Genomic DNA, 11,905 nt, shown 5'->3' with positions numbered 1-11,905 from the left:
CCGGACGGGGGTGGTCCGCTCCCCCGCCCGGGGGACGGCACGGGCCGGGCGGAAGGGCGTCGGAGTGCCGGAACCGGTCGATGCGGTCGAGATGCAGACAGCGCTGTTGAGGCTGCGCCGCACGAGCGGGCTTCCCGTGGTCTTCGGCGGCCTGCTGTCCGACGCGCGCCATGCGCGGATCGCCGAGCTGAACGGGGCGCACACCAGTGCGCTGCGGGGCCTTGTCATCTCCGCCGGGAGCGGCCTGGGCGGCAAGGCCATCGCGCTGTCCCGGCCCTGTGCGGTGACGGACTACGCCTCGTCCCGCCACATCAGCCATGAGTACGACGCGGCGGTGGCGGCGGAGGGGCTGCGCTCGGTCGTCGCGGTTCCCGTCGTCGTACGGCGTGCGGTGCGGGGTGTGCTGTACGGGGCGCTGCGTACGCCGGTCACGCTGGGCGACCGGACGTTCGACGCGGTGGTGGCGGCGGCCCGTGACGTGGAGCAGTCGCTCGCGGTACGGGACGAGGTACGGCGGTTGCTGGCCGCCGGCCGGGAGCAGGTGACCGATCCGGACGCGGCGCCCGGTGCCTGGGAGGACGTGCGCGAGGCCCACCGCGAACTGCGCGCGCTGGTCCCGAGGGTCCTCGACCCGGCCCTGCGCGACGAACTCCTGGACGTCTGCGGGCGGCTGGCCTCGGCGGCGGGGGCCAAGGCGCCCGCCGCCCGGGAGGTCCGCCTCGCGCCGCGCGAGGTGGACGTGGTGGCGTGTGTGGCGGCGGGCGCCACGAACGCGGCGGCGGCCGAGCGGCTGGGGCTGCGGCCGGAGACGGTGAAGGGGTATCTGCGGTCCGCGATGCGGAAGTTGGGGGCGCACACGAGGCTGGAGGCCGTGGTGGCGGCCCGCCGGGCGGGGCTGCTGCCCTGACCTGCGGGCCTCGGGGGGCCAGGGCCTCTCGTCCGGATCGGACCGGACCCCGCGAGCCGGGCATGATCCGGACGAGAGGCCCTCAGTCCCCGTAGTCCAGGAACGTGCCGAACCGGATGTGGTGGTCCGTCGCGTCCGTCATCACGGTCAGCATCCGCGCCGCCTCCTCGGTGATCTCAGCACGCTCGTCGCGGGCCAGGCTCCGGAGCGGCTGGACGGTCAGGATCGCGGTGCCGCCCTCCCGTTCCACGCGCCAGACCGCGTCGAAGAACCCGTCGATCAGCACGGACCCGTACGCCTGGTTGCCCACCCCGTTGCGCCCCTTGTTCACCGGGGCGATCACGCGGGTGCGGTCGGCGTGACCGAGGAGGAGATTGTCGAACTCGGGCAGGAAGCGCGGCGGGGCCGGGGTGCCGGGGTCGGGGCGCGGGGCGTCCGGGAGGTCGAAGAGCTCGACGCCCTTCTCGTCCCGGAAGGTGAGCAGCCGGGGCCTGAGCCGTTCGAAGACCTCCTTCGTGCGGGTGAGCCCCGCCCACGACTGGAAGTCCATCACCGAGGCGGGGCCGAACGCGCCGAGGTAGCGCAGCACGGTGGCGTCGGGTGCGGGGGCGGGTTCGGCGGGCCTTCCCAGCCAGTGCTCCACGGTGGTCAGGGCGACCTGTCCGCTGCGTCCCCACAGTCCACGCGGGGTGACCTGGACCAGGGGCAGCAGGCAGCGGGCGGCGGCGGTGAGCGCGCGGGGGTCGGCGTCCGGCCAGTGCGCGAGGAGTTCCTCCCGCAGTTCCCCGACCGGGCGGGGACGCTCCACGACCAACTCCTCGGCCACCGCCGCGAGCCGGTCCAGGTCCACGCCCTCCAGTCCGCGCCGGAAGTTCTTCAGTTCCCGCTCGCGCGCCGCCTGCACGAGGGGGCGCAGGGTGAGTGCGTCGTCCGCCGTGTGGGAGTGGAGGGTGGAGCGCAGGGTGACGATCCGGACCACCTCGCGGGACTCCATCAGGGCGGACAGCTCCGCGGGGTCGAAGTCCGCGAGCCGGGCGTACAGCTGGAAGTACGGCGGCTTGGTGTTCTGGGCCTGGAGCCCGAGGAGATGGGCGACCGCGTCCTTCGCGGACATCGCCGACCGGCGCAGCAGGAGCTGGCGGTCCAGGGTCGCCCGGTTCAGTGCGCGGGTGGAGAGGACGGTGGGGTGTGCGGCGGTGCGGTGCGTCTTCGCTGCCATGGTCCGCACGCTACCGGGGCTTGCGGACAGCCACGGTCCGCAAGCGGTGGCGGGCGCGTTACGCCCACCGGACCCGTGCGCCGGGCGGCGACGATGCGGGTGCCCGACAGCGAGGCGCATGACCCGTACGCGCCGACCAGAGGCACGCTCGTACCCCGTCTCCGCCCCGACACGCACAGGAGCGGCTCACGTGGTGCGCGCGAAGTCGCCGTGGACCTCGTACGTGCCGCTCGCCGCTGTCGCGGTGGCCCGGTACACGTCCGCGCCGGCGTCACGGCCGCCGGAGGCGTGGTCGTACTGTCCGGCGAAGACGTGCGTCCCGGCCGGCACCGTCCGTCCGGATCTGAGCGTCCAGCGGTAGACGAGCATGCCGTCGCGTTCGTGCACGGACAGGTCGAAGTCCGCCGTGGGCCGTGTCTCCCACCGTCCCGTGCTCCGCAACCGGTCCGTCCGGGCCACGAACAGTTCCACGGTGAGCGCGGTCAGGGGCTCCTGGGTCTTGAGCGTGACATTGCTCTGGGCCCAGTGGACGTTGTCGTCGGGGGCGACGGAACCGTCCGCCCACAACGGACCGTCCGTGGTGCGGCTCTGTCCCGGCAGCGGCGGCCGGCGGTCGTCGGTCGTAGGAGGAGTGGCCGCGGGGGTTTCCGGCAGCGCTCCGGTGGACACCTCCCGCGGGCCGGTCGCGTCCTCCGGTACGAGTGAGGTGACGGCGGCTCCGCCGATCGCGCACACCGCGGCGGCGGCGACCGCCGCGAGAGTCACGCGCGGCCAGGCCGGACGGTCGCGGCGGGCACGCGTGTTCCGGGGCTCCGCACCGGTCGCCGCGATGTCGCGCGCCCGCTCGACCCGGGCCAGCATGCGCGCCCGGTCGGGCCGATGTGACCGGGCGGCTTCTTCCAACTGCCTGCGCAGGTCGCTCATCGTCGTCCACTTCCCACGGTTTCGAGGCCGGTCGGGGCGCCCAGGAGACGTTCGAGTTCCGCCATGCCCTTGGAGGTCTGGCTCTTCACCGTGCCGACGGAGATGCCGAGCGCCAGAGCGGTGTCCTTCTCCGACAGGTCGAGCGCGTGCCGCAGCACGACGCACGCACGCTTGCGGAAGGGCAGCCTTCGCAGCGCCTGCCGCACGTCCAGCACCGCCGCCACGTCGGGGCCGTCCGTCCGTTCGGCGCGCCGGGACCAGAACAGCGCGATGCGCCGGCGCTCGCGCACGGCGCCGCGGACGCGGCTGCGCGCCAGGTTGGAGACGACGCCGCGGGCGTACGCCACCGGATGCTCGGCAGCGGACACCCGGTCCCAGCGGTCCCAGAGCGCGACGAACGCGTCGGCGGCCAGGTCGTCGGCCGCGTCCGCCTCGCCCGTGAGGAGGAAGGCCAGGCGGGACAGTTCGGCGTAATGGCGGTCGAAGAACTCGTGGAACTGCGCCGATGCGTCGTCGGCCATGCCAAGAACCCCTCCGTCGTGCGCGCCGATACGGACTGAACGCCGGATCCTATGTGCCGGTCCCGGGGCGGCCGGCCACCGGCCCCGGGACCCCGTCGTGCGACGGTTACGACATCTGGGCGCCGATGTCCGGTGTGCCGGTCGCCAGGAAGTCCGTTCTCGGCAGCGAACCGTCCGCGCGCCGGGGCCCGTACGCCGTGGCCGGATCGGTGCTGACCCGGCCCGCGACCGGTGCCCCGTTCGCGTCCCAGGTGTTGGCGGACGACACCACGCGTTTGCCGAGCTTCGCCGCGCCGGAGGTGTTGTCCAGAGCGTAGTTGCGGGAGAGGCGGGAGGGCGAGGAGGCGATGTAGAAGCCGGCGGCGTCGTTGGCGTAGGCGGTGTTGCGGTGCAGGCGTAGGGCTCCCGGGTTGCTGTTGTCCGTGAAGCCGTGCTTCTCGTTGTCCCAGGCGGCGTTGTCGGTGAGGACGTGCGCGGCGCTCGCGCCGCCGCCGCCGAGCTTGAAGCCGTTGCCGTTGCCCTCGAAGGCCGGGTCCTTCCAGCGGTTCACGCCGTTCCCGTACGCCCAGCTCCGCTCGATGCGGAGGGGGCTCGCCCACTGCCACAGGTCCACGCCGTCGTCGGCGTTGTTGTAGAGCCGTGCGCCGACGATGCGGTTTCCGGTGCCCGAGCCGAACTTGATCGCGAGGCCGTCGGCGTTCTGGCCGTGGTTCTTCGCGTCGTAGTTGTCGTACGAGTCGAGGTTCTCGACGAGGTTGTCCGTCGTGCCCTCGCCACGCAGCGTGAAGCCGGAGTCGCCGTTGCCGTGCGTGGTGAGGTTGCGGAAGATTCCGCCGACGGACGACGTGACGACGACGCCGTGCGCGCGGGAGTTGCGGAACGTCAGTCCGGACAGCGTCCAGTGGTCGCCGCCTATCGCGACCAGCCAGTCGCCCTCGGGCAGCGCGGAGCCGTCGACGACGGCCTTCTCCGCCCGGTACGCGGTGACGGTGATCCGGCTCCGCGCGGTGCCGTCCGCCTGGCTCTTGAGGCTCTTGGCCGGGCGGTACGTGCCGCCGCGCAGTTGGATGGTGGTGCCGGGGCCGGCCTGCGCGAACGCCTTCTCCAGCTCCGGGGTGGTGGAGACGACGACCGTCGTCGCGGCGCTCGCGTCGTCCGGAGTGGTGGTCAGCCAGACGCCGGCGAGGCCGGCGGTCACGGCGACGGCCACGGCGGCCTGGAGCGTACGCGTCCTGCGGTGTCGTCCTCTGCTGGTGCTCACGTGAGGTGGTTCCTTCGCTCGGTCGGCGGTCGGGAGTCGTCCGGTCCTGTGCGGCCGGACGACTCCTTGTCGCCGCCGGGGCTCAGAAGGTTGCCGCCGGGGGCGTGCCGTCGCCGAAGGGGCGGCCGCCGAGCTGTTCGCGGTGGTGCGGGGTGGTCCAGCCGGAGAGGTCGGGGCCGGCGGGGACGATGCCGGTGGGGTTGATGCCGGTGTGGACCTGGTAGTAGTGCCGCTTGATGTGGTCGAAGTCGACCGTGTCGCCGAAACCGGGCGTCCGGTAGAGGTCGCGGGCGTACGCCCACAGGACGGGGTCCTCGGTCAGCTTCGTACGGTTGCACTTGAAGTGACCGTGGTAGACGGCGTCGAAGCGGACCAGGGTGGTGAAGAGGCGGATGTCGGCCTCGGTGATGGTGTCGCCGACCAGGTAACGGCGGTCGGTGAGGCGGTCGGAGACCTGGTCGAGGCGGGCGAAGAGGGCGGTGTACGCCTCCTCGTACTCCTCCTGGGAACTGGCGAACCCCGCGCGGTACACGCCGTTGTTGACATCCCGGTAGATGCCCTCCATGACCTCGTCGATCTCGTCGCGCAGCGGTGCGGGGTAGAGGTCGGGGGCGCCGGGCCGGTGCAGCGCGGTCCATTCGGTGGCGAGGTCGAGCGTGATCCGCTGGTAGTCGTTGGTGACCAGCTTCCCGCTCGGTACGTCCACGATCGCGGGCACGCTGACACCGCCGGGATAGCCGTCCTCCCGGGCGTCGTAGGCCTCGCTGAGGTAGCGGATGCCGAGCACCGGGTCCTTGCCGCCGGGGTCGAGGGTGAAGCGCCAGCTGCGGTCGTCCTGGATCGGGTCGGCGACGGCGAGCGGGAGGGCGTCCTCCAGGCCGAGGAGCCGCCGGGAGACCAGGGCGCGGCTCGCCCAGGGACAGGCGCGGCTGACGACGAGCCGGTAGCGGCCCGGCTCCACGGGCCAGCCGTCGCGGCCGTCGGCGGTGATCCGGTCGGCGAAGTGGCTCTTGGACCGCTTGAACGGCTTGTGGCCGTAGGAGGTGTTGCCGTCGCTCCCGGCGCTGTCCGCTGTCGTGTCGTTCATACCGCGCTCCTCGATGCGTCGCTCGGTCTGCGTGCTGTACGTCGTCTGCCCCGCCGGTCGGCTCCGACGTCGGCCAGCGCCACGATCAGCGCGGCCAGCACGAAGGCGACGGACACGACGAGCCCGTGGTCGTAGGCGTCGGCCCAGCCGTCCGGGCCGACCTGGGCGAAGAAGACCGCGCCGACGGCGGCGATTCCGATCGCGGAGCCGACCCGCTGGCCGGTCTGGAGGGTGCCCCCGGCGCTTCCGGCCCGGTTCACCGGTACCTCCGCGAGGGTCAGGGTCTGGTTGGGGGCGATGACCAGGCCGCTGCCCAGGCCGGCGAGGAGCAGCGGGGCGGCCATCGCCCAGCCCGCGTCGGTGCCGGGGACCAGGTGGACGGCGAGGGCGGTGCCGGCGAGGCCCAGCGCGACCATGGCCAGACCCGCCACCACGAGGGGGCGGCCGAAGCGGCCGACGAGCCGGCCGCCGATGGACGCGGCGACGCCGGAGCCGAGGGCGAAGGGGGTGATGGCGAGTCCGGCCTGGAGGGCGGAGTAGCCCTGGCCGGACTGGAGGTAGAGGGTCGTCACGAAGAAGATCGAGGTGAACCCGGCGAAGTAGAGCAGGATCAGCAGGCAGCCCAGCCAGTAGGAACGCAGCCGGAAGAGCGACAGTTCCAGGACCGGGTGGGTGGATCCGCCCGTGCACCGCGACTCCCAGGCCACGAACGCGGCGAGCAGGGCCCCGGCCAGGACGAGCAGCAGCCACTTGCCGTTGCCGGGCCACTGCTGGGCCTGGACGAACGGCAGCAGCAGCGCCAGCACCCCGGCCCCGAGCAGGGCGACGCCCACCGGGTCCAGGTCGCGTGGCCTCACCCGCCCGGCGGACGGGGTGTCCGGGAGCAGCCGGTGGGCGAGCAGGAGGCAGACGGCGCCGAGCGGGAGGTTGACGTAGAAGACCCAGCGCCAGCCGTGGTCCGGTCCGGCGGCCTGGATGAGCACGCCGCCGAGCAGCGGGCCCACGGCCGTGGAGATGCCGACGACGGTGCCGAACATGCCGAAGGCCCGGCCGCGCTCGCGCCCGGAGAACATCTGCTGGATCAGGGCGGAGATCTGCGGGGAGATCAGACCGCCCGCGATGCCCTGAGCCAGTCGGGCGATCACCAGCCACAGGCTGGACTGGGCGGCCCCGCAGGCGGCGGAGGCCAGGGTGAAGAGGGCGAGTCCCGCCATGAAGACCGCCCGGCGGCCCCGCGCGTCGCCCAGGCGTCCGGCGGGGATGAGGAAGAGCCCGAAGGCGAGGGCGTAGCCGGAGAGTACCCACTGGAGGTCGGACTCGGGGGTGTTCAGTCCCTCCCGGATCGAGGGGAGGGCCACGTTGACGATGGAGACGTCCAGCAGGGTCATGAAGCCCGCCACCAGGCAGACGGCCAGTGCCTGCCAACGCCGGGGGTCGGGGCCGCCGGGGGCGGCGTCGCGCCCGGCCGGCCCGGGATGCGCCGCGCTCTGAGCCATGGTTCGCACCTTAGGTCGCGTGGGGTGTTTCCTCATCCGGGACGCGTCCGCACCGGGGGCCCGGCTTCCGGATTCCGGGACGGACCCGGTGCGGCGTGTCCGCGCCCGGCGGGGGTACTCGTTCCCGCATGACTGTGGAGAAAACGAGCGTCCTCGTCCTTGACTGCGCCGAACCCAGGGAGCTGGCCGAGTTCTACGCCGGTCTGCTCGACGCGGAGATACGGATCGGTTCCGACCCCGATTTCGTCGAGATCGTCGGCAACGACGGCGTCCGGCTGGCGATCCGCCGCGACCACGGCTACGCCCCGCCGAGCTGGCCGCGCCCGGAGGACTCGCAGCAGGCGCATCTGCGGATCCTGGTCGGCCCCGAGAACATCGACGAGGCCGAGCGGGAGGCGATCGGACTGGGGGCCCGGCCCGTCGACACCGGCGACAGCAACAGCGGCCCCCGGGACGTGAGGGTGTACGGGGACCCGGCGGGCCACTCGTTCTCGCTGGCGGTCTACCCGCTGCCGCGGGGCTGAGCGACCCGGGAGGGCCGGGCGGCACCCACCGACATACCGGTGCACAAGGGCGGGAGCGTGGCGGGAGGGCCCCAACAGGCCCTTCCGCCACGCGTGTTCATAGGCAGGAAAGTTTCTCGTCGCTGTTGACGGCAATTGGAAGGAAGCTTTACTTTCAGTTCTGCCGACATGGCGTCTCCCACCCCCCTCCGAAGGGAGCACCACCATGCACCAGCGCACCACTCCCCCCACCGACTCCGCCCCCACGACAGGCCGCCGCAGAATGGCACGCAAGGCCCTGCTCGCCGCGTCCGCGCTCGGTGTCGTCACCGCACTGATGGCTCCCGTCCGGGCGGGAGCCGCACCGGCCCCCGTCTCCCCCACCGCCGCCACCCCGCTCGCCGCCAACGGTCAGCTCTCCGTCTGCGGCCGTCAGCTCTGCAACGACTCCGGCCAGGCGGTCGCCCTCAACGGGATGAGCACGCACGGCACCCAGTGGTACGCCCAGTGCGTCACGGACGGATCACTCAACGCCCTGGCCCAGGACTGGCGCGCCGACGTGCTGCGCGTCTCCACCTACGTACAGGAGGGCGGGTACGAGACCGACCCGGCCGGATTCACCGCCCGTGCGCAGAAGTTCATCGACGCGGCGCACGCACGCGGCATGTACGCGGTCATCGACTGGCACATGCTCTCCCCGGGCGACCCGAACGCGAACCTGTCGCGGGCGAAGACCTTCTTCACCGCGATGGCGAAGAAGTACAAGAACCACCCGGGTGTGCTCTACGAGATCGCCAACGAGCCCTCGGGAGTGAGCTGGTCGGGCATCAAGTCGTACGCCGAGCAGATCATCCCGGTGATCCGGGCCCAGGACCCCGACGCGGTGGTGCTGGTCGGGACGCGCGCCTGGTCCTCGTTCGGGGTGTCCGAGGGCTCCAACGAGTCGGAGGTCGTGAACAACCCCGTCCGCGCCTCCAACATCATGTACACCTTCCACTTCTACGCGGCCTCGCACCGCGAGGAGTACCTGAGCGCGCTCGACCGCGCATCGAACAAACTGCCCGTGTTCGTCACGGAGTTCGGCACGCAGAACTACTCGGGCGAGGGCGCCAACGACTTCACCATGTCGCAGCGCTACCTCGACCTCATGAAGCGCAAGAAGATCTCCTGGACCAACTGGAACTACTCCGACGACCACCGTTCCGGCGCCGTCTTCAAGACCGGCACCTGCGACGGGAGCACCTGGACGGGAACCGGGGTCCTGAAGGAGGCCGGGGTCTGGATCCGCGACCGCATCCGCCAGTGACCCCCACCGTCCCGGCCGCCGCCGATCGGACGGGACGGACGCCCTCATGACCCGCCCGGTGCGGTCCTCCCCCGGACCGCACCGGGCGCCGGTCCGTGGTGCTCACCCGGGATACGCCCGGAATTAACCTCCAACGCCTTGTCATGCCCGTTCTACGCGCATAGTTTTTGCCCCTACTACTCAGTTGGGGGCACCTCCCGTGCAGATACACAGATCCGGTTCCGTTCTGCTGACCGGCGCCGTCGCCGCCGCTCTCGCGGTGACCGCCCTGCCCGCCGCCCAGGCGGCCCCGTCCGCCACCGCCGTCATCTCCGAGGTGTACGGCGGCGGGGGCAACTCCGGCGCGACGCTGACCCGGGACTTCGTCGAGCTGGCCAACGCCGGCTCCGCGTCCTTCGAGGTCGGCGGCCTCAGCGTCCAGTACCTCCCGGGCAGCCCGTCGGCGGGCTCGCGGTGGCAGGTCTCCGCGCTGTCCGGGTCGATCGCGCCCGGCGGCCGCTACCTGGTCGCCCAGGCCGCGGGCACCGGCGGAACCGTCGCCCTGCCCACCGCCGACACCACCGGCACGGTCGCCATGGCGGCGGGGAGCGGCACCGTCGCCCTGGTCTCCGGGACGGCCCCGCTCACCTGCAAGTCGGCGGCGGACTGTGCGGCGGACACCCGGATCGTCGACCTGGTCGGCTACGGCTCCGCGGTCGTCCGGGAGGGCGGCGGCCCGGTCCCCGGCGCGTCGGCCACCGCGTCCGTCGCGCGGGCCGCCTCGCTCGCCGACACCGACGACAACGCCGCCGACCTCTCCGCGGGCGCCCCGACCCCGGTCAACGCCAAGGGCGAGACGTCCGGCGGCGGACAGGAACCCGAGGAGCCCGGCCCCACCGAGCCCGGCGACGTACGGATCCACGACATCCAGGGCACCACCCGGGTCTCCCCGCTCGGCGGCAAGGCGGTGACCGGTGTCCCGGGCGTCGTCACCGGCGTGCGGGCCGGTGGTTCGCGGGGCTTCTGGATCCAGGACACCGCCCCCGACGGCGACCCGCGCACCGGCGAGGGCCTGTTCGTCTACACCGGCTCCACCGCACCGGCCGTGAAGGTCGGCGACGCGGTCCTGGTCAGCGGCAAGGTCGCCGAGTACTCCCCAGGCACCGGCACCCAGTCCCTCACCCAGATCACCGCGCCCCGCACCACCGTCCTGTCCTCCGGCAACGCGCTGCCCGCCCCGGTCGTCCTCGACGCCCGTTCGGTGCCCGGTCGTTACGTGCCCTCGGCGGACGGCGGGGCGACCGACGCGCTGCCCCTGGACCCCTCCCGGTACGCCCTGGACCTGTACGAGGCTCTGGAGGGCTCCCGGGTCGAGATCGCCGACACCCGGGTGACCGGGGCGACGACCGCGTACGACGAGATCTGGGTGACCGTGAAGCCGGGGGAGAACCCGACCCGGCGCGGCGGCACGCTCTACGCCTCGTACGAGGACCAGAACACGGGCCGCCTCAAGGTGATGTCGCTGGACCCGGCGCGGCCGGTGCCGACGGCGAACGTCGGGGACGTGCTGAAGGGCCGCACCACCGGCGTGCTCGACTACGCGAGCTACGGCGGCTACAACGTGCAGGCCACCGAGCTCGGCACGCTGATCGACAACGGGCTGCGGCGCGAGGTGACCCGCAAGCAGAAGAAGAACGAACTGGCGGTCGCCACGTACAACGTGGAGAACCTCGACGCGGGCGACGACCAGACCAAGTTCGACACCCTGGCCGAGGGCGTCGCGGTCAACCTGTCCTCCCCCGACATCCTCTCGCTGGAGGAGATCCAGGACGACAACGGTGCGGTGAACGACGGCACGACGGGTTCCGAGGCGACGCTGAAGCGGTTCGCCGACGCGATCGTCGCGAAGGGCGGGCCGCGCTACGCCTGGCGCTACATCGCCCCCGAGAACAACAAGGACGGCGGTCAGCCCGGCGGCAACATCCGCAACGTCTTCCTCTACAACCCTGAGCGGGTGTCCTTCACCGGCCGTGCGGGCGGCGACGCCACCACGCCGGTGCGCGCCGTCGACACCTGGAAGGGCGTCGAGCTCTCCGCCTCCCCGGGCCGGATCAACCCGGCGAGCCCGGCGTGGGAGAACAGCCGCAAGCCGCTGGTGGGCGAGTTCGTCTTCCGGGGCAGGCCCGTCTTCGTCATCGGCAACCACTTCGCGTCCAAGGGCGGCGACCAGCCGCTGCACGGCCGCTACCAGGAACCGACGCGTTCCTCGGAGACCCAGCGGATCCAGCAGGCCGCCGAGGTCAACACCTTCGTCGCCTCACTGCTGAAGGCGGACAGGTCCGCGCGGGTCATCACGCTCGGGGACATCAACGACTTCGAGTTCTCCCCGACGATGAAGACGCTGACCAAGGACAGGGTGCTCAAGCCGCTGATCACGACGCTCCCCTCGTCGGAGCGGTACAGCTATGTCTTCGACGGCAACTCGCAGACGCTGGACCACATCCTGACGAGCCCCGGCATCCGGCGCCCCGACTACGACGTGGTGCACATCAACGCCGAGTTCGCCGACCAGGCGAGCGACCACGACCCGCAGGTGGTGCGGATCAAGGTCGGCGGCTTCGGGCACTGAGGGACCGAGGCACCCACCCGGCGGGGCGGACCGAGTCGGGTCCGCCCCGCCCGGGCCCCGCTCAGGTCCGCCC

The 11,905-nt window shown here is 72.4% G+C and carries 10 protein-coding genes; 4 read left to right on the top strand and 6 right to left on the bottom strand.

Going from position 1 to position 11,905, the window contains the following annotated elements; all coding sequences use genetic code 11:
- The first annotated feature begins 64 nt into the window (after positions 1 to 64).
- A complete protein-coding gene (locus tag CR470_RS17840) occupies positions 65 to 907 on the top strand; it encodes a response regulator transcription factor (RefSeq protein WP_097868590.1) in 843 nt (280 codons plus the stop codon).
- Positions 908 to 989: 82 nt separating this feature from the next.
- Here CR470_RS17840 and CR470_RS17835 read toward each other — a convergent pair whose 3' ends face one another.
- The 6 genes from CR470_RS17835 to CR470_RS17810 form a co-directional block, all read right to left on the bottom strand.
- Positions 990 to 2,126, bottom strand: coding sequence for a winged helix DNA-binding domain-containing protein (locus tag CR470_RS17835; RefSeq protein ID WP_097868589.1), 1,137 nt, complete (start codon positions 2,124 to 2,126; stop codon positions 990 to 992).
- A gap of 186 nt (positions 2,127 to 2,312) precedes the next feature.
- The gene (locus tag CR470_RS17830; protein WP_097868588.1) at positions 2,313 to 3,050 is read right to left on the bottom strand and encodes a hypothetical protein; all 738 of its coding nucleotides are present in this window, start codon (positions 3,048 to 3,050) and stop codon (positions 2,313 to 2,315) included.
- Positions 3,047 to 3,571 carry a SigE family RNA polymerase sigma factor gene (locus CR470_RS17825; protein WP_097868587.1) on the bottom strand — a complete coding sequence of 175 codons (525 nt, stop codon included), beginning with the start codon at positions 3,569 to 3,571 and terminating at the stop codon, positions 3,047 to 3,049. Before CR470_RS17825 ends, CR470_RS17830 begins: the two co-directional genes overlap by 4 nt.
- Positions 3,572 to 3,677: 106 nt before the next feature.
- Complete coding sequence (locus tag CR470_RS17820) at positions 3,678 to 4,832, bottom strand: right-handed parallel beta-helix repeat-containing protein (protein ID WP_097868586.1); 1,155 nt, start codon at positions 4,830 to 4,832, stop codon at positions 3,678 to 3,680.
- A gap of 82 nt (positions 4,833 to 4,914) precedes the next feature.
- On the bottom strand, positions 4,915 to 5,919 hold the full coding sequence (locus tag CR470_RS17815) for a glutathione S-transferase family protein (protein WP_097868585.1): 1,005 nt from the start codon (positions 5,917 to 5,919) through the stop codon (positions 4,915 to 4,917).
- On the bottom strand, positions 5,916 to 7,415 hold the full coding sequence (locus CR470_RS17810; protein WP_097868584.1) for an MFS transporter: 1,500 nt from the start codon (positions 7,413 to 7,415) through the stop codon (positions 5,916 to 5,918). Before CR470_RS17810 ends, CR470_RS17815 begins: the two co-directional genes overlap by 4 nt.
- A 128-nt stretch (positions 7,416 to 7,543) precedes the next feature.
- On the opposite strand from CR470_RS17810, the gene CR470_RS17805 reads away from it, so the two are divergent.
- From CR470_RS17805 to CR470_RS17795, 3 genes are all read left to right on the top strand, one after another.
- Positions 7,544 to 7,939 (top strand): VOC family protein, encoded by a 396-nt coding sequence (locus CR470_RS17805; RefSeq protein WP_097868583.1) that lies wholly within the window; start codon positions 7,544 to 7,546, stop codon positions 7,937 to 7,939.
- A gap of 205 nt (positions 7,940 to 8,144) precedes the next feature.
- Entirely contained in the window at positions 8,145 to 9,224 is a 1,080-nt protein-coding gene (locus tag CR470_RS17800; protein ID WP_097868582.1) for a glycoside hydrolase family 5 protein, read from the top strand.
- Between the two features lie 199 nt (positions 9,225 to 9,423).
- Positions 9,424 to 11,832, top strand: a complete 2,409-nt coding sequence (locus tag CR470_RS17795; RefSeq protein ID WP_097868581.1) for an endonuclease/exonuclease/phosphatase family protein — start codon at positions 9,424 to 9,426, stop codon at positions 11,830 to 11,832.
- The last annotated feature ends 73 nt before the right edge of the window (positions 11,833 to 11,905 follow it).

This window comes from Streptomyces sp. rh34 (assembly GCF_002551245.1).
Lineage (GTDB): Bacteria > Actinomycetota > Actinomycetes > Streptomycetales > Streptomycetaceae > Streptomyces.
The sequence above is the reverse complement of the archived record's forward strand: the minus strand, read 5'-3'. Positions and strand labels throughout refer to the sequence as shown.

What these genes read in the sequence shown, in the direction of transcription:
- CR470_RS17825 (WP_097868587.1), bottom strand. Translation starts at nt 3,571, where the DNA reads ATGGCCGACGACGCATCGGCGCAGTTCCACGAGTTCTTCGACCGCCAT.
- CR470_RS17810 (WP_097868584.1), bottom strand. Translation starts at nt 7,415, where the DNA reads ATGGCTCAGAGCGCGGCGCATCCCGGGCCGGCCGGGCGCGACGCCGCC.
- CR470_RS17805 (WP_097868583.1), top strand. Translation starts at nt 7,544, where the DNA reads ATGACTGTGGAGAAAACGAGCGTCCTCGTCCTTGACTGCGCCGAACCC.
- CR470_RS17830 (WP_097868588.1), bottom strand. Translation starts at nt 3,050, where the DNA reads ATGAGCGACCTGCGCAGGCAGTTGGAAGAAGCCGCCCGGTCACATCGG.
- CR470_RS17800 (WP_097868582.1), top strand. Translation starts at nt 8,145, where the DNA reads ATGCACCAGCGCACCACTCCCCCCACCGACTCCGCCCCCACGACAGGC.
- CR470_RS17835 (WP_097868589.1), bottom strand. Translation starts at nt 2,126, where the DNA reads ATGGCAGCGAAGACGCACCGCACCGCCGCACACCCCACCGTCCTCTCC.
- CR470_RS17815 (WP_097868585.1), bottom strand. Translation starts at nt 5,919, where the DNA reads ATGAACGACACGACAGCGGACAGCGCCGGGAGCGACGGCAACACCTCC.